Source organism: Oceanisphaera litoralis (genome assembly GCF_016907015.1).
Classification (GTDB): Bacteria; Pseudomonadota; Gammaproteobacteria; order Enterobacterales; family Aeromonadaceae; genus Oceanimonas; species Oceanimonas litoralis.
Genome location: NZ_JAFBBE010000004.1, coordinates 68,993 through 93,620, shown reverse-complemented (window position 1 = coordinate 93,620; position 24,628 = coordinate 68,993). Strand labels below are relative to the sequence as shown.

Genomic DNA, 24,628 nt, shown 5'->3' with positions numbered 1-24,628 from the left:
CGGTCGATATAGGCAATAAAGTCGATATAGGCAATAAATATGACAAAGCGGCAATGATGCCGCTTTTTTATTTCAGGTAACTGTGGCTAGATAGAGGACGAATAGGAATCTATACGGGTATCGGCAGGAGTCAGCATGGAAATCAGGAAGATACGCAGCGGTGAAACAGGCAATATCTGGCGTTTGTTCCATGATACCGTGCACCGCATCAACCAGGCCGATTACAGTGCCGGTGAGTTGGCGGTGTGGGCGCCTGATGAATACGACGAGCCGCGCTGGGTCAGTCGTTTTATCCGTACTCGTCCACTGGTGGCGATGGATGGCAAGTTTTTGCTGGGCTTTGCCGAACTGGGGGACGATGGCCGTATCGATCTGTTTTATGTGCATCACGCCCATCAGGGCGAGGGGATTGGCCGGGCGCTGATGCAGCGACTGAAAGCCGAAGCGGCGTCTCGAGGCTTGTCCCGGCTCTATTGCAAGGCCAGTATCACGGCGCGGCCGTTTTTCGAACGCATGGGGTTCGTGTTTCTGGAGCAGCGGGAGCTTAAACGCAGAGGCGAGCAGGTATCGGTGAGCCTGATGGAATTCAGGTTTTAACGATGTCAGTAATGGAATGGGGCGGTCGTGAGGCGGTTTTCATTTCTTGCTTCGAATCTTGCTTCGAATTAGCGGCAATAAAAAACCCACCGCAAGGTGGGTTTTTTATTTGATTTGGTCGGCGTGAGAGGATTCGAACCTCCGACCCCTAACACCCCATGCTAGTGCGCTACCAAGCTGCGCTACACGCCGAATCGGGGCTCACTATATAGGGGCGGCTTTGACGCTGCAAGTCTCTTTTCTTCATTCCGGTTTGTTTGCCGGTTTCTTGTGCGGCCGAATGCTTTTTTCAATCTTTTCAGCGTATTTTTAGCGTATTTTCAGCGTATAAGTAGTCATGCTGCACAACAGGCGTGGTTCTGTCGACACTCCCGCCCGTCTTCCCTTGTCATTCCCGCGAAGGCGGGAATCCCAGGCTCTGGACCCCCGCCTTCGCGAGGGTGACGATAAAGGCAGGCCAGCCCCAAAATCCGCATCGGTCACAGGATATTGCTGATGCTGCCTTCTTCAGCAGATGTTAATGACAACCCCTGCTTGCAGCCGGTTCGTCTTTTGCCATAATACGCGGCCAACGGAGGCGGTTATGAACGAACAAGACGAATACTGGATGCGCCGGGCCATGATGCTGGCGGCAAGGGCCGAGGCGCAAGGCGAAGTACCGGTCGGGGCCCTGGTGGTGTACCGGGGGGAATGTATCGGCGAGGGCTGGAACAGGTCCATCGGCAGCCACGATGCCACCGCGCACGCCGAAATCATGGCGCTGCGCCAGGCCGGCCTTGCCATCGGCAATTACCGACTGCCGGACTGTATTCTCTACGTGACCCTGGAGCCTTGCATGATGTGCGCCGGAGCCATGGTACACAGCCGTATTCAACGCCTGGTGTACGGTGCCGCGGATGCCAAGACCGGGGCAGTAGACTCGGTGCTGCAACTGCTGGCTACCCCCGGGCTGAATCATAGGGTGGCCTGGCAATCGGGCGTACTGGCCGAAGACTGTGCTACCCAGCTCAGCGCCTTCTTCAAGCGCCGCCGGGCCGAAAAAAAAGCCGCCCGCAAGCAGGCGGCGGAATAGGCCGGCTTTACACCTTTATCAGCTCCAGTTTCCAGCCGATCTTGGCCTGATAATCCTGCTCGCGTTGCAGGGTGGTCATCAGCAGAGGATTATGTTCACACCAGTCGGCGGGCAGTCGCAGCCGCAATGCATCCTGCCCGCCCAACTCCAGCACCAGTGGCGGCAAGGCGTGGTTCTGACGGTGGCGGTGCAGTGCCACTGCCAGCCGCAGCAGGCGCACCAGTCGCCATAGCTGTATTTCAGGCAGTGTGTCGAGCGGCTCCAGTTCCGACAGCTTGAGCGCCTTGCGATGAAAGCGCACCAGGGCGGCCAGTATCTTTTGCTGCTCCAGGGTAAAACCGGGTAAATCGCTGTGCCGCAATATATAGGCGGAGTGGCGGTGAATACCGGTAAAGTTGATATGCAGCCCCACCTCATGCAACCGGGCGGCCCCGGCCAGCAAATCGGCGGCCTCGCCATCCAGCTGCCAGCTGTCGCGCAGTGGTTCGAATAAGGCGAGTGCGGTATCGTGAACCCGCTCGGCCTGACGGGTATCGACCGCATACTGACGGCTCAGCGCCTGCAGGGTATGGGTTTGCACCGAGTGATGCTCGAATCGACCAAAGGCGCTGTACAGCAGCCCTTCACGCAGGGCGCCGTCGGAAAAGTCCATTCTTGCCAGATTCAGACACTGAAACAGTCCAAGCAGGATGGACAGACCGGCGGCGATCAGCGGCTTGCGATCCTCACCCAGCCCGCTGATGCTGACCCGGTCGATATGACCGGCGTTAATCAGCTGGGTCCGAATATGCAGCAGGGCCGGCAAGTCGATGCACGACTCGCCGGTGACGGCGCTGCACATTTCCAGCAGTGTCTTGATGGTGCCGGAACAGCCCAGCACCCGCTCCCAGCCAAGGTCAAGATAAGCGCCCAGCTTGGGTGCCAGCAAATATTGCGCCGCATCGGCGGCCTGCTGAAACTGGCGTTCGCTCAGGTTGCCGTCGGCAAAATACCGTTGGGTGAAACTGACAGATCCCATGCTGTGGCTGGAGACGAGTTTGCAATCGAATCCCTGGCCGATCACCAGTTCGGTGCTGCCGCCGCCGATGTCGATCACCAGCACTCGGCCCCGGATATCTTGAGTGTGGGCCACGCCCTGATAGATAAGGCGGGCTTCTTCATTGCCGCTGATGATGTCGATGGGAAAGCCCAGCCGCTGACGGGCCTGAATGAGGAAATCGTCGGCGTTGGCGGCTTCGCGCAGGGTAAAGGTGGCCGCCACCCGTACCCGGCTGGCAGGAAAGCCGCGCAGCCGCTCTGCAAACAGGGCCAGGCAGCTCAGGCCGCGGGCCATGGCGTCCTGATCGAGTTGTTGTTGTTCATTCAGCCCCTCGGCCAGCCGAACCCGTTGTTTTATGCGATCGACGATACGCAGGTGGTTGCCCTGATAGCGGGCGATGACCATGTGAAAGCTGTTGGAGCCTAAATCGATGGTGGCTACGTCGTGTTCTTCCATGAAAAAATTATTCCTCCAGGGCTTTCAGATAGTCATAGATAGCGGTCTGGGAACGGATTTTACGCCGGTTACCTCTGTCCACATAATGGTTGTTCTGCTCCTGATCCAGCACCCGGGCCTTGGTGGTATCGTTGAGCTGGATCTGCAGAATATCGATGATGCGCTTTTGCAGCGTCGGATCCAGAATCGGCGTGGACACCTCGATACGAAAATCGAGGTTGCGGGTCATCCAGTCGGCCGAAGAGATATAGACCTTCGGCTGGCCATTGTTATGAAACACCAGCACGCGCGGGTGTTCCAGGTGGCGATCGACGATGCTGATGGCGCGAATGTTATCGCTGACGCCGGGTATGCCGGGCAGCAGCGAGCACATGCCCCGCACTATGATGTCGATGCTGACTCCGGCCTGACTGGCACCATAGAGGCGGTTGATCAAGCCCTTGTCCACCAGGTTGTTGATCTTGAGCGTCAATGAAGCCGGCAGCCCCTGCTTGGCGTTGGTGATTTCGTTGTCGATCATGCTGTACAGGCTGCGTCGGGCATTGAGCGGCGACACCAGCAGGTGATTGAACTTGACCCGCCGATAGGGCTGGCGAATAAAGTCGAAGACCGCCGCCACCTCGTTGGTAATGTCGGGGTTGGCGGTCAACAGCGAGAAATCCGTATAGATTTTGGCGGTTTTTTCATTGAAATTGCCGGTGCCGACATGGGCATACTGCACCAGCTGGCCTGCTTCCCGCCGGGTGACCAGACACAGCTTGGAATGCACCTTGAGGCTGGGCACGCCGAATTCCACATCGATGCCGGCCTCGGTCATGGTCTTGGCCCAATCGATATTGGCGGCCTCGTCGAAGCGGGCGCGCAGTTCAATCACCACGGTGACCTTTTTGCCGTTGCTGGCCGCATCCATCAGCGAATGGATGATACGTGACAGGCTGGCCACCCGGTACACGTTCATCTTGATGCTGACCACCGCCGGATCGAACGACGCCTGACGCACAAATTCGGTGACGTGGCTGAAACTGTGATAGGGAAAATACAGCAGAATATCGCGCCGACGAATGGCGTCGAAGGAAGAGGGGCTATCGCGGAATTCCCGGCATTTAAGCGGCGGCAGCGGCTTGTTGACCAGGTGGCGACGGCCAATGTTGGGAAAGCCGATAAAATCCTTGAAGTTGTGATAACGTCCGCCGGACATCACCGCATCGTGCCCCTGAATCCGCAGCTTGCGTACCAGGCCCTGCACCATTTCCGGCGGCATGTCCCTATCGTGCACGAAGCGCACCGGCAGGGCGGTAAGCCGTTGTTTGAGGCCATCGCTCATCTTTTCGAGCAGGCTCTGATCGAGCTGATCGGACAGGTCGTATTCCGCATCCCGGGTCATTTTGAAGGAGTAGGCGTGAATGTCGTCATACTCGAAGAAACCGGCAAACAGGTCGTTGAGGCAAAGCCGAATCACGTTGTCCATGATGATGATGCTTTTTCGGCGCCGGCTCTTGCCCGGCGGCAGCACCACGAAGCGGGGCAGCACGTCGGTGGGAATTTCCACCAGCGCGTAATGACGCTTTTCGTTTTTTATCATGCCCACGCACAGGTAGGTATACTCATCCTTGAGGAAGCGAACCGGGTCTATGTCGGCGCGCAGTATGATGGGCGACAGGTAGGCGCGAATTTCATTATCGAAATAGCGTCTGGCCCAGGCTTCCTGCTCGGGATCGAGCTGAGACTCGTTGAGCAGAAAGATATTCTGCCGGGCCAGGGTGACGATCAGTTCCTTGTAGACTTCATCGAAGGTGTCACCCAGGGCGATCACCTTTTGCTGAATATCGCGCAGCAGGGTGGCGGCACCGTTGGTCTTGCCCTGATCCGCATCGATCATGATCTGGCGTTTGATGTCGGCGACCCGAACTCGAAAAAACTCGTCCTGATTATTGGAAAAAATACCCAGAAAGCGTACCCGCTCTATCAGGGGTACGCTTTTGTCCATGGCCTCCTGCAAGACGCGCTCGTTGAACGATAGCCAGCTCAGTTCCTTTGGCAGATACCACTTGTCCGTACTCATTATTATTCCTGTCAGGCGGGTCAGTTCATGTTTACCGCGCCTTTATGACAGATTCGTGTGACACTTTTATTACGACTCAAATGAGATCTATGTCAACCACCAGATCGTCGCTGAGGGCCTCCAGCCGTGCCTGCAAATCGCTCAGGGTCTGGCCATGGGGCAGGGTCAGCATGCTGCTGGCTTCAAACAGCATGGTGCCGGTGGTCGGCGCCGGGTAGCTGTCGGTCTTGAGGGTTTTCACGCTGATGTTGAACTGATTCAATACCTCGGTGACCTCGTCGATGATGCCCAGCCGGTCGTTGGCGGTGACGGTCAGCTTGAGTTGTTGGCCGGACTGTGCCGCCTGCTTGCCTTCCAGCAACTGTACCTGAAAGTCGGGCAACTGTTGCAAGGCCTGTCCCAGAGACTCGCTGTGTTCTTCCGGCACCCGTATTTCCACTATGCCGGCGAAGTTGCCGGCCAGCTCGCTCATGGCGCTGGCCTGCCAGCTGCCGTGGTGTTGTTTGATAAGCGTGGCCAGCTGTTTGACCAGACCGCTCTTGTCGGGACCTATCAGGGTGGCAACCAGTGTTTTCATGAGCTCTCTCCTTGTAACCATACACGTGTAAAAAACCTGGCTCGACAGTTGAAGTAAGCCGTTGAAGTCAGCCGTTGAAGTCAGTCGATGAAGCTTGAAGATAGATGGTTCCGAAATTTTTTACCGGTATCCAGCTCACGGTTCTCGGATGTAACAAAATTGTCATTTATCTGCCATACAATAGGCGTAACTGGAAATCTATCGAGGTGACTGATGTCGACCGAAACCCAAACCCTGGCGCTGTCGGGCAGCCGCCGACGCTGGTTTAAAGACCGGCTGGCGCACATAGGCGTGACCACAGGCGGCATTCTGGTACTGGTGGCGCTGCTGCTGATCTTTTTCTACCTGTTGTATGTGGTGAAGCCGATTTTTGACGGTGCCCGGGTCGAGCCGGGGCAGCAATTCAGCCTGGCCGTGTCCGGTACCGAAATGGGCAACACGGCACTGCTGGGCATTGAAGAGCAGAACGAGCTGATGTACCGCTTCAACGACAGGGGCGAAGTGAACTTCTATTCGCTGCCCGAGAAGGGCAAGCTGGTTTATAGCCTCAAGGTAGAGGGCGAGGTAACCAGCGTTGCCCGCAGCATGACCGACAAGATGGTCGCCTATGGTCTCAATGACGGCCGGCTGATGGTGTTGTCGCCCAGGTTCAACGTCAGTTATCCGGATAATGTCCGCACCATAGAGCCCAAAGTGGATTTCCCCTTCGGGGAACAGCCTCTGGTGCTGGATGAGCAACAGCGTCCCTTGCGTCAGCTCACCATAGCGCGCAACGGAGATGACCTGGCGGCGGCGGCCCTGACCGATGACGGTACCGGCATCCTGACCCGTTTTGCCGGCAAGGAAAACTTCATCACCGGCGAAATCGAGCTCAAGCCGACCCAGGTGACGATTCCGGCCTTGCCCGAGCAGGTGGATCAGCTGTTGCTGACCCCGAACCTGCGCTTCCTGTTCGCGCGCAGCCACAACGACGTTTATGTCTATGACGTGCGCAACATCAACAAGGTGCGGCTGCGTAACGTGCTGGCGATGAATGCCGCCGGTGGCAACATCAGCTCTCTGAGCCTGCTGTCCGGTGGCAATTCGCTGCTGGTGGCCAACGACAACGGCAAGGTGTCCCAGTGGTTCGAGGTTACCCGTGACGGCAAGCGTGAATTTACCTTTATCCGGGAATTCGAGGCGAACGGCGCCATCACGCAGATAGCGTCCGAGGTGAACCGAAAGGGCTTTGTCACTGTGTCGAGCAACGGCAGCCTGGATATCTTCCATACCACCGGCGGCTCTCGTCTGTTCTCCGACAAACTGGCCGGTGACGGCGTGTCGGCGCTGGCGATATCCCCCCGTAATTCCATGCTGCTGTTGCTCAATGGCAATCAGCTTTCTACCTTCCATGTGGAGAACGAGCACCCGGAAGTGACCTGGCGCGCCATGTGGACCAAGGTGTGGTATGAAGGTTACTCCGAGCCGCAATATGTGTGGCAGTCCACCTCCGGCAGCAGCGACTTCGAGTCCAAGCTGAGCCTGGTGCCCATCTCTTTCGGTACCCTAAAGGCGGCCTTTTATGCGCTCTTGTTTGCGGTACCCATCGCCATTGCCGGCGCCGTGTACACCGCCTATTTCATGTCGCCCGGTTTGCGCAAGGTGGTCAAGCCGACGGTGGAAATCATGGAGGCGCTGCCGACGGTGATCCTCGGGTTTCTGGCCGGTCTGTGGCTGGCGCCGCTGATCGAAACCCATCTGCCGGGCATCGCTATCCTGCTGGTGATGTTGCCGGTGTCGATATTGCTGATGGCCTTTGGCTGGCATCATCTGCCCAAACAGATTCGTAATGCGGTGCCCGAAGGCTGGCAATGCGTCCTGTTGCTGCCGCTGGTGGTGCTGGTGGGCTGGATGTCCTTTGCCTTCAGCCCTATGGTGGAAAACATGTTTTTCGGCGGCAATGCCCGCGGCTTTCTTACCAACGAGCTGGGTATCGGCTTCGATCAACGCAACTCGCTGGTGGTGGGTATCGCCATGGGCTTTGCGGTGATACCGACTATCTTCTCCATTGCCGAAGACGCCGTGTTCTCGGTGCCCCGGCACCTGACCAACGGCTCGCTGGCCCTGGGGGCAACCACCTGGCAGACCCTGACCCGGGTGGTGATGCTGACCGCCAGCCCCGGTATTTTTTCGGCGGTGATGATGGGGCTGGGCCGGGCCGTGGGCGAGACCATGATAGTGCTGATGGCCACCGGTAATACGCCGGTGATGGATCTCAGCATCTTCAACGGCATGCGTACCCTGGCCGCCAATATCGCGGTGGAAATGCCGGAAGCCGAGGTGAACAGCTCCCATTACCGGGTACTGTTTCTGGCGGCCTTCGTGCTCTTTGTATTCACTTTCATGTTCAACACGGTCGCAGAGTTTGTTCGTCAGCGACTGCGTGACAAATACAGCTCAATGTAAGGGCGGGACGACGCATGACGAAATGGTTTAAATCGGGAGCGCCCTGGATCTGGATGACCGGCGGCGCAGTCAGTCTCAGCCTGGTGGCGGTGCTGGGGTTGTTGTTGTTGATTGGCTGGCGCGGCCTGACTTTTTTCTGGCCGCATAGCATCTACGAATGGGACATCAGCTCGACCGAGGGCGATCGCTATACGGTAATCGGTGAAATTCATGACCGGGAAGCGGTGCCATTGGCCCAGTTGCGCGGTTCGGGTCTGGCGCTGGAAGGGGTGACCTCCGATACCCTGACCCGTTATCTGGTCAAGACGGGTAACCGGGAGTTTGTGCAGCTCGATTTTCGCTGGTTGCTGGAAACCGACATCGTTTCCCGCGAGCAGCCGGCCGATCTTGCGGTGCTGGAGCGTTCCAACCACGGTAACTTCTACGGTTATGTCGAGCGGGTGCTGGAAGGGGACAAGGCCGTCGGTGGCGAGGTACGCGAGCAACTGCGCAGCCGTATCGATCGGGTCGGTGAGCTGAACAGCCAGATGAAAGCCCTGCAGCGAGGCGAGATCGGCACCATCAACTTCGAGCTGGAAAAACTGCGTCTCAAGCAGCGCCGGCTGGAGCTGGATGGCGAAGCGACCGATGAAGCGCTGGCCGAGATCCGGGCCGAGGAGCAGCAGCTCAGAGCCGATTATCAGGTGCTGGAAAAGCAGCTGTTCGCCCTGCGTGAAGAGGCGCGCCGCGATAATGTGGTGGTGCGGGACATGCGCGGCCAGGAAGTGATTCTGTCTCTGGGCAATGTGCTGGATGTGGCCTGGCCCAACGACATGGGCCCGGTGGCCAAGATGCTGCACTGGTTCAAGGAAATCGGCAAGTTTGTCAGCGGTGAACCGCGCGAGGCCAACACCGAGGGGGGCGTCTTCCCGGCCATCTTCGGCACCGTGTTCATGGTGATACTGATGGCCATTATCGTGACCCCGCTGGGGGTGGTGGCAGCCATCTATCTGCATGAGTATGCGGGCAAGAACAACCTGACCAAGATCATCCGCATCGCGGTGATCAACCTGGCAGGGGTGCCGTCCATCGTGTACGGGGTGTTCGGTCTGGGCTTCTTCGTCTACATGGTGGGGGGCTCGCTCGACCAATTGTTCTATCCCGAGTCGCTGCCCACTCCGACCTTCGGTTCGCCCGGTGTCTTGTGGTCGGCGCTGACCCTGGCCATCCTGACCCTGCCGGTGGTGATAGTGTCCACCGAAGAAGGCTTGTCGCGGATTCCCGGTTCGGTGCGTCAGGGCTCGCTGGCGCTGGGGGCCACCAAGGCGGAAACCCTGTGGCGCATCGTGATCCCCATGGCCAGCCCGGCTATCATGACCGGCCTTATTCTGGCCATCGCCCGGGCGGCGGGCGAAGTGGCGCCACTGATGCTGGTGGGTGTGGTCAAGCTGGCGCCCAACCTGCCGGTAGACGGAAACTTCCCCTACCTGCATGTGGAACGCAAGTTCATGCACCTGGGCTTTCATATTTACGATGTGGGTTTTCAGAGCCCCAACGTAGAGGCGGCGCGACCGCTGGTGTACGCAACCTCCTTCCTGCTGGTGACGGTGATCGTCGGTCTTAACCTGACCGCTATCGGTATTCGTAATCACCTGCGTGAAAAATTCCGCTCTCTTGATCAGTAAGATCGAGACAGCTATCGTTTTGAGGTAAAAAGATGATTAATGTAGCAACCACCATGAACCAGGATGAAACACTCGATATCAGTCGGCTGACCAAAGAGCAGACGGCGCTGGAGATCCGCGGCCTGAATCTGTTCTACGGCAGCAAGCAGGCACTGTTCGATGTGGACATGAATATCGCCAAGGGCCAGGTGACCGCCTTTATCGGGCCGTCCGGCTGTGGCAAGTCCACCCTGTTGCGCTGTATCAACCGGATGAACGATCTGGTGGATAATTGCCGTATCGACGGCGAAATTCTGCTGCACGAGCAGAACATCTATGGCAAGGGGGTGGATGTGGCAGCCCTGCGCCGGCAGGTGGGCATGGTATTCCAGCGGCCCAATCCGTTCCCCAAGTCGATTTACGAGAACGTGGTGTACGGCCTGCGGCTGCAGGGCATCAACGACCGTCGCCGGCTGGACGAGGCGGTGGAGCGTTCATTGCGCGGGGCGGCGCTGTGGGACGAGGTCAAGGATCGGCTGCACGAGAACGCCTTCGGTCTGTCCGGCGGTCAGCAGCAGCGACTGGTGATTGCCCGGGCCATTGCCATCGAGCCGGAGGTGCTGTTACTGGATGAGCCGACCTCGGCGCTGGATCCGATTTCTACCCTGGTGATCGAGGAGTTGATCAATACCCTCAAGGAACAGTTCACCGTGGTGATAGTGACCCATAATATGCAGCAGGCGGCGCGGGTGTCGGATAATACCGCCTTCATGTACATGGGCGAGTTGATTGAGTACACCGATACCAATACCCTGTTCACGACCCCGGCCAAGAAAAAGACCGAGGATTACATTACCGGGCGCTATGGTTAAGGAGCACAACGACGATGGATAACAACAACTTCAAGAAACACATTTCCGGTCAGTTCAACACCGAACTGGAAGGCGTCCTGAACCAGGTGCTGGTAATGGGCGGCCTGGTCGAGCAGCAGCTGACCGATGCCATTACCGCCATCCACAAGCAGGATCTGGAGATGGCCCGGCAGATAGTGTTGAACGATAACAAGGTGAACGGACTCGAGGTGCAGATCGACGAAGACTGCACCCGTATCATCGCCAAGCGTCAGCCGGCAGCCTCGGATTTGCGGCTGGTACTGGCCATTATCAAGACCATCACCGATCTGGAGCGCATCGGCGATGTGGCCAAGCGTATCGGCATCATGCTGCTGGACAACGCCGACAAGAAACAGCCGCCGCTGGTGTCGATGGAAAACATGGGCCGGCGTACCGTCAAGATGCTGCACGAGTCGCTGGACGCCTTCGCCCGCATGGACGTGGAAGCGGCGATAGAAGTGCACAAGGAAGATGCCAAGGTCGACCGGGAATATGAGTCCATTATCCGCGAGCTGATGACCTTCATGATGGAAGATCCGCGCTCCATTCCTCATGTGCTGAATGTGCTGTGGTGCGCGCGCTCGCTGGAGCGGGTAGGGGACCGGGTACAGCATATCTGTGAATACATCATCTATTTCGTCAAGGGCAAGGACGTGCGTCACACCAGCGACGAAGACATTCACAGCATGCTGGATCGATAAACGACAAGGGTTGCCGGATAGCTTGATGTGACCCGGCTTGTTTAAAAAAACGCGCGTTGGCGCGTTTTTTTGTTTGTTTTTTCGTCCGGTGGCCCGGCCCTGCCGGCGGTGGCAGCCCGGTGAATTGCCGAAAATATGGACGAATTCACCGGGCTGTTATAGATCTCTATGCCATTGAATTATATGCAGTACTATAAAGCAAATGACTTTTTGTGCGCAATTTGTAAAGTTATTGTGAGCATTTATTGCAATTCCGCTTTGCCTCTGGCTCTCTTCAGGGGGTAGACTTTTGCCTCTGGCTCTCTTCAGGGGGTAGACTATCGCTCCGAAGCGATTAGAGTTGGTGATTGGTCTTGAACATCATTACTGACAACTAGCATGGAAGAAGCAACTATGACGGAACGTACTCACCTCGGCACTTTGCAAGTCGCTACCGTTCTTCATGATCTGGTAGTAAATGAAATCATCCCCGGTACTGGCGTCGAGCCGGCCGACTTCTGGGCCGGTATGGAACAGGTAGTCAAGGATCTGGCGCCCAGGAACCGTGCCCTGCTGGAAAAACGCGAGCAGCTGCAACGTCAAATCGACGAATGGCACCAGGCTCGTGCCGGTCAGGCCTTGGATACGGCAGCCTACAAGCAGTTTCTGACCGAGATCGGTTACCTGTTGCCGGCAGTCGATGACTTTGTCATCACCACCACCCGTGTGGATGCAGAACTGGCGACCCTGGCCGGCCCTCAGCTGGTGGTTCCGGTCAACAATGCCCGCTATTGCCTGAATGCCGCCAACGCACGTTGGGGCAGCCTGTACGATGCACTGTACGGCAGCGATGTCATCTCCGATGCCGAGGGCGCCGAAAAAACCAGGGCGTTCAACCCGCGCCGGGCGGCCAGGGTGGTTGCCTGGGGTCGTAACCTGCTGGATCAGGCCGCGCCTCTGGCCAATGGCAGCCATGCCGATGCCGACAGCTATCAGGTGATGGACGGCCAACTGCAGGTAACCCTGGAAAGCGGTGATGTCACACTCCTGGCCGACACCGGCAAGTTTGCCGGTTACCAGGGGGACACAGTGGCGCCGACCGCCGTATTGCTCCGTAACAATGGCCTGCACATCGAGCTGCAGTTCGACCGCACCAGCCAGGTCGGTAAAGACGACAAGGCCGGCATCACGGATCTGCTGCTGGAATCTGCCCTGTCCACCATCATGGACTGCGAAGACTCGGTGGCTGCCGTCGATGCGGAAGACAAGGTTGGCGTGTATCGCAACTGGTTGGGCCTGATGAAAGGTACCCTGACCCAGAAGATGCAGAAAGGCGACAGGGAAATCGTTCGCGCCCTGAATCCGGATCGCGAATACCTGAACCCCCAGGGTGAAGCCTTCGCCCTGCACGGTCGCAGCCTGCTGTTCGTGCGTAACGTGGGTCACCTGATGACCAACGAAGCGGTACTGGACCAGGACGGCAACGAAGTACCGGAAGGCATTCTCGATGGTCTGGTGACCTGCCTGATTGCCATTCACGATCTGAAAGGCAACAGCCGGTTCAAGAACTCCCGTACCGGCAGCGTTTATATCGTCAAGCCCAAGATGCATGGTCCGGAAGAAGTCGCTTTTACCTGTGAACTGTTCGCCCGTATCGAGCAGGTACTGGGCCTGACCAGGAATACCCTGAAGGTGGGTATCATGGACGAAGAGCGCCGTACCAGTGTCAACCTGAAAGCCTGTATCTATGAAGCCCGCGAGCGTGTGGTCTTCATCAACACCGGCTTCCTGGACCGTACCGGTGACGAGATTCACACCAGCATGGAAGCGGGGCCGGTCGTGCGTAAAGGCAACATGAAGCAGCAGGCCTGGATTGGCGCCTACGAAAACAACAACGTAGACGTGGGTCTGGCCGCCGGCCTGCAGGGCAAGGCGCAAATCGGTAAGGGCATGTGGGCGATTCCCGACCACATGGCCGAGATGCTGGAGCAGAAAATTGCTCATCCGCTGTCCGGTGCCAACACCGCCTGGGTTCCGTCTCCGACCGCCGCCGTGCTGCACGCCACCCATTATCATCAGGTGAACGTCAAGTCCCGTCAGGATGAGCTGAAGTCTCGCGAAGCGGCCAGCCTGGACGAATTGCTGACCATACCGCTTCTGACCGACCCGGAAACACTGACGGCCGAAGATATCCAGAATGAACTGGATAACAACGCCCAAGGTATTCTCGGTTATGTGGTGCGCTGGATTGATCAGGGGGTGGGGTGTTCCAAGGTGCCGGACATCAATGATGTCGGCCTGATGGAAGACCGCGCTACCCTGCGTATTTCCGCTCAGCATATCGCCAACTGGCTGCGTCACGGCATTCTGGCCAGGGAGCAGGTGATGGCGTCCATGCAGCGCATGGCCGCCATCGTCGACCAGCAGAACGCCGCCGATCCCCTCTACCGCAACATGGCGCCGGGCTTCGATGGCATCGCCTTCAAAGCCGCCTGTGACCTGGTATTCGAGGGCGCGACCCAGCCCAGCGGTTATACCGAGCCACTGCTGCACGCGTATCGTCGCAAGCTGAAAGCCCGGGGCTGATAATTCCCTGTTGCTGATAAAAAGCAGTCGATAACGGTTGCTGATAAAATCCCCGGCTGGTCCGGGGATTTTTTATGCGTCATCGGTCAAGAATAAAACGGATGCGCTCATGTGTGATATTCGTGATCAACGCCGGATAAAAAAGCATATCCGGGCTGTTAACCGTCTGGGTTTCCTGTCAATCTGACAGCCATCCCACTCAGTGATTCACACAGCGGCCGTTCATGATCAAACGTCTGGTTATCTCTCTTTCCGCCTTGATTTTCAGTGTGTTCCTCTTGATGGGAGGAAACACCTTTGTCATGACCCTGCTCGGGGTCAACCTGGGGCTCAGGGGAGTCGAGCCGACGCTGATCGGCAGCATCATGGTGTGTTACTCGGTGGGTTTTGTGCTTGGGTCCCTGTATGGCCCCCGGGTAATCAAGCGCGTGGGGCACATTCGAGCCTTTGCCGTGTTCAGTGCCTTCCTGGCCAGCTCCACCCTGATTTTTCCGCTGACCGACAGTATCTGGATCTGGGCGCTGTTACGCGCCTTTGCCGGCATAGCGGTAGCCGGCAGTTTCGTGGTGATTGAAAGCTGGTTCAGTGCCGTGGCCACCAATGAACACAGAGCCACGCTGTTCTTTACCTATCAGATTTGTACCTATCTGGCGGCGACCGCCGGCCAGTTGCTGATTGGCCTGACCGATCCGGCGGCCTTTGTGCCCTTTACCCTGGGCGCCATCGTATTGACCGCAGCGCTGGTACCGCTGTCGCTGAGTCGGGTAGAAGCACCGACCATAGAGCACAGCGAACGTATCAGCGTCAAAGTCATTATCAAGGATGCACCGATAGGACTGCTGGCGGCCCTGTGCAGTGGGATCCTGATCAGCAGCTTCTATTCCATGGCTCCGGTTTATGCCATCGAGGTGGGCCTGCCGGTGGATCAGCTCTCCTACTTCATGGCGGCCTCGGTCTTTACCTTTATTCTGTTTGCCTGGCCGTTGGGCCGGTTATGTGACCGGCTCGACCGCAGCAAAATCATGGTCTGGCTCAATGCGCTGATTGTCGGCAGTGCCCTGGGGGTGGTGTTGCTGGGGCACCTGCACCTGTGGCTGCTGATCGGCTTTTCTTCCCTCTATATGGGCATGGTGGCGGCTATCTATCCGGTGGCGGTGGCGATTACCAACGACCGAATGGAAGCCCACCATATCGTGGCGGCCAGCACCACCCTGTTGCTGAGTTACGGCCTGGGCAGCACACTGGGGCCACTGTTCAGCTCCAGCATGATGACCTGGCTGGGGGCTCAGGGGCTTTACTATGGTTGTGCCGGGGTGGCGCTGATACTGGGAACCTACAGCTGGATCTGGCAATGGCGCAGCAAGTCGGTACCGGTGCTGGAGCAGGCCCACTATATCCAGACCCCTGCGGACACGGCCGGTATTATTGTCGAGCTGGATCCTCGAAACGAAGAGTTTGTGGAAGTCCCGATGGAAGAGGTGTTTCCGCATATGGAAGCCGAGGAAATCGCCGAAGCACAGGCCAGCCAGATGGAACTGGACTTGCCCGAGCCCGAGCCCGGAGCCCGGGCCGATACAGAGGCGCCGGTGCCGCACTGAATGGCGGCCGCGTCGGGTCGCATAAGCTGCGGGTTTGTTATACAGTCATAATGCCGTCAACAGGAGATGTTAAATTGTAACGGTCAACTTGAGGTTTGTTTCACCAGCGAGGACAAGATCATGGATATGGATTATGTGCCGCAGATGATGCCCCCCCACCTGTCGTTACCGCCTTGCATGTCGGCGGCGGATGATTGTTATCCGGCCCAGTTGCTGCGCTGGTTGCAGCAACAAGCCGACGACCCTGTTCGTACCGACCAGCGAGAAGTCGAGCTGGAAGGCGTTTGATTTCCCTCTGTTGTGATGACTCCTCCGGCTGCCTTGGTAGCCGGGTTTTTCCTTTTTAGGGCGCCATCACTTCCCCAGCCATTCCCCTTGGTTTCAATCCCCGTTAGACTTGTGCCTGATTTCCGTATCGGAAGGGAAATACCCGGTACCGCCTTTATGCCCACAGGAACAAGAGTAAATGATTCGAGTCGCCATTAACGGCTACGGCCGTATCGGACGCAGTGTATTACGGGCGTTTTACGAACGTGATTTGCACCGGCATATGAAGATTGTCGCCATCAACGAACTGGCCGAGCCAGAAGCCATGGCTCACCTGACCCGTTACGATTCCAGCCACGGACGCTTCGGCCGCGAGGTGAAGCTGTTGCCGGGCGCCTTCGAGATTGAAGACGATATCATCCGCCTATGTCATGAGCCCGATCCGGCCAGGCTGCCCTGGGCTGAACTGGGCGTCGATCTGGTGCTGGAATGCACCGGCGTCCTGTCCAGCCGAGCCGATGCCCGGCTGCATCTGAAGGCCGGCGCCAAGAAAGTGCTGTTCTCCCATCCGGGCGACAACGATCTGGACGCCACCATCGTTTATGGCGTCAATCACCGGCAATTGACCGGCGACGAGACCATGGTGTCCAACGCTTCCTGTACCACCAACTGCGTGGTGCCGGTGATTGAGACCCTGCACCGGGTGTTCAATATCAAGTGCGGCAACATCACCACCATTCACTCGGCGATGAATGATCAGCAGGTGATCGATGCCTATCATCCCGATCTGCGCCGAACCCGCGCCGCCAGCCAGTCCATCATTCCGGTGGATACCAAGCTGGCCAAGGGGGTTGAGCGCATACTCCCGCATTTTGCCGGCAAGTTCGAGGCCATTTCGGTGCGTGTGCCCACCATTAACGTCACCGCCATGGATTTGAGCGTCATCGTGGAAAGCAAGGCCACGGTCGAGGCGGTCAATCGGGTGCTGCGCGAGGCCGCCGCCGGGCCGCTCAAGGGCATTCTCGGCTATACCGAGGCGCCGCTGGTCTCGGTGGACTTCAATCATGATCCCCATTCTTCTATCATCGATGGCACCCAGACCCGGGTCAGTGACGCCAACCTGATCAAGATGCTGATGTGGTGCGATAACGAATGGGGCTTTGCCAACCGGATGCTGGATACCAGCCTGGCTTGGCTCACGCCTGCCGACACGAATTAACAATCATCTCGAAAGGTCAACAGACCCTAATACAGCAATATAGAGGACGTCTAATGTCTGTCATCAAAATGAATGAACTCGACTTGTCCGGCAAGCGGGTGCTGATCCGTGCCGATCTGAACGTGCCGGTTAAAAACGGCAAGGTCGGCTCAGATGCCCGTATCCTGGCCTCGCTGCCGACCATAGCAGCGGCACTGGCTCAGGGTGCCAGGGTGATGGTGACCTCTCACCTCGGCCGCCCCACCGAAGGGGAATACGCCGACGAGTTCTCCCTGCAACCGGTGGTGGACTACCTGCAGCAGGCGCTGTCCGTGCCGGTGCGTCTGGCCAAAGATTATCTGAACGGTGTTGACCTGGCCGCCAATGAACTGGTGGTGCTGGAAAACGTGCGCTTCAACAAGGGCGAGAAAAAAGACGACGAGGCCCTGTCTCGTCAGTATGCCGCCCTCTGTGATGTGTTCGTGATGGATGCCTTCGGCACCGCCCACCGGGCCCAGGCTTCCACTCATGGGGTGGCCCAATTTGCCCCCGTTGCCTGTGCCGGCCCCCTGTTGTCTGCCGAGCTGGAAGCACTGGCCAAGGCGCTGGATAACCCGGCCCGTCCGCTGGTGGCGGTAGTGGGCGGCTCCAAGGTTTCCACCAAGCTGACCGTGCTGGAATCCCTGTCCGGCATCGCCGATCAGCTGGTGGTGGGGGGCGGTATTTCCAATACCTTCGTTGCCGCCGCCGGCCACCAGGTGGGCAAGTCGCTTTATGAAGCGGACCTGATCCCGGAAGCGAAGCGACTGATGGCCAAATGCGATATTCCGCTGCCCACCGACGTGCGTACCGCCACCGAGTTTTCGGAGACAGCCCCGGCCACGCTCAAGCAGGTGTCCGAAGTGACCGACAACGAGCAGATCCTCGACCTGGGTGACGCTTCCGCCGAACAGCTGGCCGAGATCCTGAAAAAGGCCGGAACCATCATCTGGAATGGCCCCGTAGGCGTGTTCGAGTTTGAAAACTTCCGTCGCGGCACCGACATAGTGGCCAGGGCCATTGCCGAGAGCGACGCCTTTTCCATCGCCGGGGGCGGCGATACCCTGGCCGCCATCGATCTGTTCGGTATCAAGGACAAGATATCCTATATTTCTACCGGTGGCGGCGCCTTCCTGGAGTTTGTGGAAGGAAAGACCCTGCCGGCGGTGGCCATGCTCGAGCAGAGAGCCAGAGGTTAACCCCTATTACCGATTAACATCGGCCGGCATCGGTTGCCGGCCGACTGCTTTATCCTACAGGAGCAAGATAATGTCCCAGAGAATTCTAGATGTGGTCAAGCCGGGTGTCGTCAGCGGCGACGATATGCAGAAGATATTTGCCATCGCCAAAGAGCAGGCATTCGCGCTGCCGGCGGTGAACGTGGTGGGTACCGAGTCCGTTAACGCCGTGATGGAAGCGGCGGCCCGGGTAAAAGCCCCGGTGGTGGTCCAGTTCTCCAACGGCGGCGCCGCCTTTTTCGCCGGTAAGGGGCTGAAGCTGGAAGGTCACCAGGCCGCCATTCTGGGCGCCATTTCCGGTGCCCGACACGTGCATGCCCTGGCCGACGCCTACGGCGTGCCGGTGATACTGCACACCGACCATGCGGCCAAGAAGCTGTTGCCCTGGATTGACGGTCTGCTGGACGCGGGCGAGCAGCACTTTGCCGAGACCGGCAAGCCGCTGTTCAGCTCGCACATGATTGACCTGTCCGAAGAGAGCCTGGAAGAAAACATCGAGATCTGCGGCCAGTACCTGGCGCGCATGAGCAAGATCGGCATGACCCTGGAGATCGAACTGGGCTGCACCGGCGGTGAAGAAGACGGCGTCGACAACACCGGCATGGACAGCTCGCTGCTCTATACCCAGCCGGAAGACGTGGCCTATGCCTACGAGAAACTGAGCGCCATCAGCGACAAGTTCACCATAGCGGCTTCCTTCGGTAACGTGCACGGCGTATACAAGCCGGGCAACGTCAAGCTGACGCCGCAGATCCTGGATAATTCCCAGAAGTACGTGTCCGAAAAATTCGGTCTGCCGGCCAAGTCGCTGAACTTCGTGTTCCACGGTGGCTCCGGCTCTTCCGCCGAGGAAATCAAGGAGTCCATCGGTTACGGGGTGATCAAGATGAACATAGATACCGACACCCAGTGGGCTACCTGGGCCGGTGTCATGGCCTATTACAAGGAAAAGGAAGCGTATCTGCAGGGTCAGATCGGCAACCCGGACGGTGACGACAAGCCGAACAAGAAATATTACGATCCACGAGTCTGGCTGCGCGAAGGCCAGAACAGCATGATGGCCCGCCTGGAGCAGGCATTCAAAGAGCTGAATGCGGTTAACGTATTGTAAATATTAGCCTTTCAAGTTTGAAATCATACCGGCCCAACGCCGGTATTTTTTTGCTCGCATTTCTGCGTTCCTCCTGATGCTCGACCAGTACAGCGCAGTGTCGTTTGGCTATCAATCTGCTGTTTGTTTGCTCATTACTTGCTCATTACTTGCTCATTACTTGCTCATTACTTGCTCATTACTTGCTCATTTTAACGCAGCCGCCATAACTTCACTAAAATAAGACCCAAGCGCTACTAACAAGAGCATCATGACTCATGCAGGACTCACAATCGCTTCAGGATCCCTTGCTGCATTGCCTGGTGTTCCTGACCAAACTCTATGGTCATCCCTGGCAGGGGGAGGCCCTGATATCCGGGTTGCCACTGCCGAAAGCCAGGCTGACGCCGCTGCTGTTCTCCCGGGCGGCCGAGCGGGCCGGTTTGTCGTCGCATCATGCAACCCATGTGCTCGATGACATCTCGGACCTGTTGCTGCCTTGTATCCTGCTGCTGAAAGACGGCGGCGCCAGTGTCTTGCTGGAAACCGATCCCGAACAGTCACGATTCAAGGTGATGCTGCCGGCGTCGGGAGAGGGCGAACAGTGGCTGTCGCGTGACAAGCTCGCGGCCAGTTACCGCGGTCAGGCTATTTTTACCAAGCCTAAATTTCGCTTCGATGAACGCTCCCCCAGGATGCTGGACAGCCATGACGGACATTGGTTCTGGGGGACCTTGCGGCGATCTTCTTCCATCTACCGGGATGTGCTGGCAGGCTCCTTGCTGATCAATATTTTTGCCCTGGTGACGCCCCTGTTCACCATGAATGTGTACGACAAGATAGTGCCCAACCTGTCTTTCGACTCCTTATGGGTACTGGCCATCGGCGCCGGCATCGTGTTTCTGTTCGATTTTGTGATGCGTATGCTGCGCAGTCACTTTATCGATGTGGCCGGTAAAAAGTCGGATGTGCTGCTGTCGGCGCAGATTTTCTCCAAGGTGATGGGCATGCGCATGGAGGCCCGGCCCCCTTCTACCGGCGCTTTCGCCAAGCATCTGCAGGAATTCGAATCGGTGCGGGACTTTCTGACCTCGGCCACGGTGGCGGCGCTGGTCGACATTCCTTTTTCCTTGTTGTTTCTGCTGATTATCTGGGTATTCGCCGGCTATATGGTGTGGGTGCCGGTTATCGCAATGTTATTGCTGCTTGGCTTCAGCGCACTGGTGCAGGGGCCGCTGAAACGCAGTATCGAGGAGGGCGCCAGGCTGGCATCCCAGAAAAACGCCAACCTGGTGGAGGGTATTGCCGGGCTCGAAACCATCAAGTTGTTTGGTGCTCAGGGCGCATTCCAGCATCGCTGGGAGCAGGCGGTGAGCCATATTGCCAGTTGGGGCATGAAAACCCGGCGCCTGACCAACTCGGTATCCACCCTGGCCAGTGTGACTCAGCAATTCACCACCATCAGCCTGATCGTGCTGGGGGTGTACCTGATTGCCGCCGGTGACTTGTCCATGGGCGGCCTGATAGCGTCGGTGATGCTGAGCGGCAGGGCCATAGCCCCCATGGTACAGCTGTCGGTATTGTCCACCCGCTATAACCAGGCCCGATCGGCCATGGGGATCCTGGAACAGATCATGGCGGCGCCCGAAGAGCAGGAAGCGGGACGGCGCTTTATTCATCATCCGGTATTCAGCGGCGACATCCGGTTTGATCGGGTGTGTTTTCGGTATCCGGGCACCGAGCATGATGTGCTGAGCAAGCTGAGCCTGCATATCAAGGCCGGAGAAAAGGTGGCCGTTATCGGTCGCATCGGCTCGGGCAAGACCACGCTGGAGCGACTGGTGGCGGGCCTGTACAAACCGACTGGCGGCGCCATTCGTATCGATGGCATCGATATCGGCCAGCTGCAGCCGGCGACACTGAGGCGCAATATCGGCTGTGTGCCTCAGGACGTGAACCTGTTCTTCGGCACCATTCGCGACAATATCGTGATTGCCAACCCGTTGGCGGAAGAAAACCAGGTGCTCAAAGCTGCTCAGCGGGCGGGGGTGACCCTGTTTACCAACCAGGATCCCGATGGTCTGGATAAACAGGTAGGCGAAGGCGGCCGCCAGCTGTCCGGTGGCCAGCGTCAGGCGGTGGCCATCGCCCGGGCCTTGCTGAGTGATCCCGTGATGCTGATGATGGACGAGCCTACTTCCAACATGGATAACCGCTCGGAGCAATATATTCGTCAGGAGCTGCTCAAGCTCAGGGCCGAACAGACACTGTTGCTGGTGACCCATCGCACCTCCATGCTGGAGGTGGTTGACCGGATCGTGGTGCTGGAGCAGGGGCGAATAGTGGCGGATGGCCCCAAGGCGCAGGTGTTGCAGCAGCTGCAATCCGGCCAGGTGCGCAGCAGGGAGGTCAGCAATGGCTAAACAGACACTTGCCCCCGAGTTGCTTGACTATACCAACGACACCGCCGCCGCCGTGCTGATGAATACACCGAGAGGGGCGCGAGTTCTTCTGTGGAGCATGCTGCTGTTTGTGATGGTGGCCTTGTTATGGGCGTATTTTGCCGAGCTGGAAGAGGTGACCTCGGGCATGGGCAAGGTGATCCCTTCCAGCCAGATCCAGGTGGTGTCCAACCTGGAGGGGGGCATAGTCCGCGAATTGTATATCCGGGAAGGGCAACAGGTGGAAAAGGGTCAGGCGCTGCTGCTTATCGATGACACTCGTTTTCTGTCGGATCTGCGGGAGCGGGAACAGGAGATTGCCGCCTTGCAGGGCGATGTGCGGCGGTTAAAGGCCGAGGTGAATTCGATTCATATTCAGGAAGACGCGAGCCTGGCCTGGCGCGAGCAGGTAAAAGTTGAAAAAGTCGACCTCGAGTTTCCCGATGACTTTCGCGAACAATATCCGGGGCAGCCTGATTTTCAGCGCTCCCTGTTCAGCGAGCGAGTGGGCTTCGTCAAAAACCAGCTATCCATTTTCGGCAATCAGATAGAGCAGCGTGAGCAGGAAGTCATAGAAACCAATGCCAAGGTACGTACTCTGCAGCGCGGGGTCTTGCTGGCCGCGCGTGAAGTGAACATGAGCCGTCCGCTGGCCCGGGAAGGCATAGTGCCCCAGGTGGAAATTCTGCGTCTCGAACGGCAGCTGAACGAGATGCAGGGGGAACTGGAGTCGACCCGCCTGCTGTTGCCCAAGCTCGACGCTTCCCTGCGGGAAAACATCTTCAAGCGCAAGGAGGTGGCGCTGACCTTCCGTTCCGACGCGCAGAAGGAGCTGAACGAACGGCGTAACCGGCTGGTTCAGTTGCAGCAGGGAGAGGTTGGCCTGCAGGACCGGGTGCGGCGAACCTCGGTGACCTCTCCGGTCAAAGGCACCATCAAGACCCTTAACGTCAATACCGTGGGGGGCATAGTGCAGCCGGGGGTGGATCTGGTCGAAATAGTGCCCCTGGAAGACACTTTACTGGTAGAGGCCCGTATAGAGCCGAAAGATATCGGCTTTTTACGCCCGGGGCTGGAGGCGATGGTCAAGTTTACTGCCTATGATTTTACTATCTATGGGGGCCTGGTGGGTGAAGTGGAGAAAATCAGTGCCGATTCCATTCAGGATGAGGAAGGCAATACTTTTTTTCTGGCGACCATTCGTACCAGTGAAAGTTTTCTGGGAGATGAGCGGGCGCCGCTCAGGATTATTCCGGGTATGCAGGCCGGGGTCGATATTATAACGGGTAAAAAAACGGTACTGGACTACCTGCTCAAACCCATATTAAGAGCAAGGCAGGGCGCTTTGCGTGAGCGTTAAATCAGGAAGGGAGAAATAAAAATGAAAAAAACGACGATTGCAGTGCTGGTCGGTGCCGCCCTGGTATTGCCGGTACAAGCCCAGACGCTGGAAGAGGCGGTGACCCAGACGCTGATAACCCATCCCAGGGTGAAGGAAGCGTTTCATCTTTACCAGTCCCGGCAATACGAGCAGGATGAGGCCTTTGCCGGCTATTTGCCGACCCTGGATGCCAATGCCGGCATCGGTTATGAATATACCGACAGTCCGGGAGTTCGCGATGGTGATGACAGAGCCGACAAGACACTGACGCGCAAAGAAGCCGGACTCTCTTTGCGCCAGTTATTGTTCGACGGTTTCAAGACCTCCAGTAACGTGCACCGCACCCAGGCCGAAGCGGATGCACAGCGTTACACCCTGCTGTCCGATGCGGAGAATATCGCCCTGCGGGTCGCGGAAGTGTATCTGGATGTGCTGCGTCAGGATGAAATTGTCGAACTATCGCGCCGAAATCTGGAAACACACGAACAGATATTATCCGATATTCAGCGTCGTACCGACTCAGGCGTGGGCTCTACCGCCGACTTTACCCAGATCCAGGGGCGGGTGGCGCGGGCCTATTCCAATATGACGGCCGCCGAAAACAATTTGCGGGATGCACAGAGCCAGTTTATTTCGCTGGTGAATGGCATGCCCGGTGATTTGCGTCAGCCCAAGGCGGATGCCAATTTCATTCCGCCGACCCTGGATGAAGCGCTGGTGATTGCCCAGGAAAAGCACCCGACCCTGGCATCCGCCTCTTTCGATGTGGAAGCGGCGCGTTATCAACATCAAGACGCGAAATCCGGTTTTTATCCCAAGGTAAATCTGGAACTGGACAGCGGCTGGAATGACGATATCGACGGTGTTCGCGGTCATAACAACGACTTCACCGCCATGGTGCGCATGCGCTACAACCTGTTCAACGGCGGGGCCGACGTGGCACGCAGTCGCTCGACCTCGGCACGGGAGATGCAGGCCAAGGATATTCACATGAACGCACACCGTCAGGTTGAAGAAGGCATGCGTCTGGCGTGGGCGGCGTATGAATCGCTTGGCCGCCAGAAAAACTTTCTGCGCAAACACGTGGAAGCCAGCTTCAATACCGTCGATGCCTACAAGAAGCAGTTTTCACTGGGCAGTCGAACCCTGCTGGATGTGCTGAATACCGAAAACGAGTTGTTCGAGGCGCGACGTTCCTATATCAACACCGAATATGATCAGTTACTGGCGGAGTATCGCATCATGAATGCGTCCGGGCAGTTGCTGGAGGCGTTGCGGTTCACCCAGCCGGAACAGTGGCAGGCTAAAAGCTAAAAAATAAAAAGG

The 24,628-nt window shown here is 57.7% G+C and carries 18 protein-coding genes and 1 tRNA gene; 15 read left to right on the top strand and 4 right to left on the bottom strand.

Going from position 1 to position 24,628, the window contains the following annotated elements:
* Nucleotides 1-135: 135 nt before the first annotated feature.
* Complete coding sequence (locus HNR62_RS03445) at nt 136-597, top strand: GNAT family N-acetyltransferase (protein WP_204794697.1); 462 nt, start codon at nt 136-138, stop codon at nt 595-597.
* A gap of 115 nt (nt 598-712) precedes the next feature.
* Here the strand turns inward: HNR62_RS03445 and HNR62_RS03440 are convergent.
* Nucleotides 713-789 (bottom strand) — tRNA-Pro (locus HNR62_RS03440).
* Between the two features lie 391 nt (nt 790-1,180).
* Here HNR62_RS03440 and tadA point away from each other — a divergent pair.
* Nucleotides 1,181-1,669: a tRNA adenosine(34) deaminase TadA gene (gene tadA, locus HNR62_RS03435; RefSeq protein ID WP_204794696.1), complete on the top strand. Its 489-nt coding sequence runs from the start codon at nt 1,181-1,183 to the stop codon at nt 1,667-1,669.
* 7 nt (nt 1,670-1,676) lie between these two features.
* On the opposite strand, the gene ppx is transcribed toward tadA, so the two are convergent.
* The 3 genes from ppx to HNR62_RS03420 all read right to left on the bottom strand — a co-directional run bounded on the left by ppx (nt 1,677) and on the right by HNR62_RS03420 (nt 5,803).
* Nucleotides 1,677-3,164: an exopolyphosphatase gene (ppx, locus tag HNR62_RS03430; RefSeq protein WP_204794695.1), complete on the bottom strand. Its 1,488-nt coding sequence runs from the start codon at nt 3,162-3,164 to the stop codon at nt 1,677-1,679.
* Between the two features lie 7 nt (nt 3,165-3,171).
* Nucleotides 3,172-5,226: a polyphosphate kinase 1 gene (ppk1, locus tag HNR62_RS03425; protein ID WP_204794694.1), complete on the bottom strand. Its 2,055-nt coding sequence runs from the start codon at nt 5,224-5,226 to the stop codon at nt 3,172-3,174.
* A gap of 76 nt (nt 5,227-5,302) precedes the next feature.
* A complete protein-coding gene (locus HNR62_RS03420) occupies nt 5,303-5,803 on the bottom strand; it encodes a glycine cleavage system transcriptional repressor (protein ID WP_204794693.1) in 501 nt (166 codons plus the stop codon).
* A gap of 213 nt (nt 5,804-6,016) precedes the next feature.
* On the opposite strand from HNR62_RS03420, the gene HNR62_RS03415 reads away from it, so the two are divergent.
* From HNR62_RS03415 to HNR62_RS03355, 13 genes are all read left to right on the top strand, one after another.
* The gene (locus tag HNR62_RS03415) at nt 6,017-8,248 is read left to right on the top strand and encodes an ABC transporter permease subunit (protein ID WP_204794692.1); all 2,232 of its coding nucleotides are present in this window, start codon (nt 6,017-6,019) and stop codon (nt 8,246-8,248) included.
* A gap of 14 nt (nt 8,249-8,262) precedes the next feature.
* A complete protein-coding gene (pstA, locus tag HNR62_RS03410) occupies nt 8,263-9,912 on the top strand; it encodes a phosphate ABC transporter permease PstA (RefSeq protein WP_204794691.1) in 1,650 nt (549 codons plus the stop codon).
* Between the two features lie 32 nt (nt 9,913-9,944).
* Complete coding sequence (gene pstB, locus HNR62_RS03405; RefSeq protein WP_275588024.1) at nt 9,945-10,763, top strand: phosphate ABC transporter ATP-binding protein PstB; 819 nt, start codon at nt 9,945-9,947, stop codon at nt 10,761-10,763.
* A 14-nt stretch (nt 10,764-10,777) separates the two neighbouring features.
* Nucleotides 10,778-11,485 carry a phosphate signaling complex protein PhoU gene (gene phoU, locus HNR62_RS03400; protein WP_204794690.1) on the top strand — a complete coding sequence of 236 codons (708 nt, stop codon included), beginning with the start codon at nt 10,778-10,780 and terminating at the stop codon, nt 11,483-11,485.
* Nucleotides 11,486-11,878: 393 nt separating this feature from the next.
* Nucleotides 11,879-14,050, top strand: a complete 2,172-nt coding sequence (locus HNR62_RS03395; protein ID WP_204794689.1) for a malate synthase G — start codon at nt 11,879-11,881, stop codon at nt 14,048-14,050.
* Nucleotides 14,051-14,274: 224 nt separating this feature from the next.
* On the top strand, nt 14,275-15,648 hold the full coding sequence (locus HNR62_RS03390; RefSeq protein WP_204794688.1) for an MFS transporter: 1,374 nt from the start codon (nt 14,275-14,277) through the stop codon (nt 15,646-15,648).
* 120 nt (nt 15,649-15,768) lie between these two features.
* Nucleotides 15,769-15,936, top strand: coding sequence for a hypothetical protein (locus HNR62_RS03385; protein ID WP_204794687.1), 168 nt, complete (start codon nt 15,769-15,771; stop codon nt 15,934-15,936).
* Nucleotides 15,937-16,114: 178 nt separating this feature from the next.
* Complete coding sequence (gene epd, locus HNR62_RS03380; protein WP_204794686.1) at nt 16,115-17,134, top strand: erythrose-4-phosphate dehydrogenase; 1,020 nt, start codon at nt 16,115-16,117, stop codon at nt 17,132-17,134.
* A 53-nt stretch (nt 17,135-17,187) separates the two neighbouring features.
* Entirely contained in the window at nt 17,188-18,351 is a 1,164-nt protein-coding gene (gene pgk, locus HNR62_RS03375) for a phosphoglycerate kinase (RefSeq protein WP_204794685.1), read from the top strand.
* A 70-nt stretch (nt 18,352-18,421) separates the two neighbouring features.
* Nucleotides 18,422-19,501 carry a class II fructose-bisphosphate aldolase gene (gene fbaA / locus HNR62_RS03370; protein ID WP_204794684.1) on the top strand — a complete coding sequence of 360 codons (1,080 nt, stop codon included), beginning with the start codon at nt 18,422-18,424 and terminating at the stop codon, nt 19,499-19,501.
* 257 nt (nt 19,502-19,758) lie between these two features.
* Nucleotides 19,759-21,903 (top strand): type I secretion system permease/ATPase, encoded by a 2,145-nt coding sequence (locus tag HNR62_RS03365; protein ID WP_204794683.1) that lies wholly within the window; start codon nt 19,759-19,761, stop codon nt 21,901-21,903.
* Nucleotides 21,896-23,281, top strand: a complete 1,386-nt coding sequence (locus HNR62_RS03360; RefSeq protein ID WP_204794682.1) for an HlyD family type I secretion periplasmic adaptor subunit — start codon at nt 21,896-21,898, stop codon at nt 23,279-23,281. Before HNR62_RS03365 ends, HNR62_RS03360 begins: the two co-directional genes overlap by 8 nt.
* A 21-nt stretch (nt 23,282-23,302) precedes the next feature.
* Nucleotides 23,303-24,616, top strand: coding sequence for a TolC family outer membrane protein (locus tag HNR62_RS03355; protein WP_204794681.1), 1,314 nt, complete (start codon nt 23,303-23,305; stop codon nt 24,614-24,616).
* The last annotated feature ends 12 nt before the right edge of the window (nt 24,617-24,628 follow it).

Coding starts and splice junctions, on each gene's coding strand:
- HNR62_RS03445 (WP_204794697.1), top strand. CDS start 136: ATGGAAATCAGGAAGATACGCAGCGGTGAAACAGGCAATATCTGGCGT.
- tadA (WP_204794696.1), top strand. CDS start 1,181: ATGAACGAACAAGACGAATACTGGATGCGCCGGGCCATGATGCTGGCG.
- ppx (WP_204794695.1), bottom strand. CDS start 3,164: ATGGAAGAACACGACGTAGCCACCATCGATTTAGGCTCCAACAGCTTT.
- ppk1 (WP_204794694.1), bottom strand. CDS start 5,226: ATGAGTACGGACAAGTGGTATCTGCCAAAGGAACTGAGCTGGCTATCG.
- HNR62_RS03420 (WP_204794693.1), bottom strand. CDS start 5,803: ATGAAAACACTGGTTGCCACCCTGATAGGTCCCGACAAGAGCGGTCTG.
- HNR62_RS03415 (WP_204794692.1), top strand. CDS start 6,017: ATGTCGACCGAAACCCAAACCCTGGCGCTGTCGGGCAGCCGCCGACGC.
- pstA (WP_204794691.1), top strand. CDS start 8,263: ATGACGAAATGGTTTAAATCGGGAGCGCCCTGGATCTGGATGACCGGC.
- pstB (WP_275588024.1), top strand. CDS start 9,945: ATGATTAATGTAGCAACCACCATGAACCAGGATGAAACACTCGATATC.
- phoU (WP_204794690.1), top strand. CDS start 10,778: ATGGATAACAACAACTTCAAGAAACACATTTCCGGTCAGTTCAACACC.
- HNR62_RS03395 (WP_204794689.1), top strand. CDS start 11,879: ATGACGGAACGTACTCACCTCGGCACTTTGCAAGTCGCTACCGTTCTT.
- HNR62_RS03390 (WP_204794688.1), top strand. CDS start 14,275: ATGATCAAACGTCTGGTTATCTCTCTTTCCGCCTTGATTTTCAGTGTG.
- HNR62_RS03385 (WP_204794687.1), top strand. CDS start 15,769: ATGGATATGGATTATGTGCCGCAGATGATGCCCCCCCACCTGTCGTTA.
- epd (WP_204794686.1), top strand. CDS start 16,115: ATGATTCGAGTCGCCATTAACGGCTACGGCCGTATCGGACGCAGTGTA.
- pgk (WP_204794685.1), top strand. CDS start 17,188: ATGTCTGTCATCAAAATGAATGAACTCGACTTGTCCGGCAAGCGGGTG.
- fbaA (WP_204794684.1), top strand. CDS start 18,422: ATGTCCCAGAGAATTCTAGATGTGGTCAAGCCGGGTGTCGTCAGCGGC.
- HNR62_RS03365 (WP_204794683.1), top strand. CDS start 19,759: ATGCAGGACTCACAATCGCTTCAGGATCCCTTGCTGCATTGCCTGGTG.
- HNR62_RS03360 (WP_204794682.1), top strand. CDS start 21,896: ATGGCTAAACAGACACTTGCCCCCGAGTTGCTTGACTATACCAACGAC.
- HNR62_RS03355 (WP_204794681.1), top strand. CDS start 23,303: ATGAAAAAAACGACGATTGCAGTGCTGGTCGGTGCCGCCCTGGTATTG.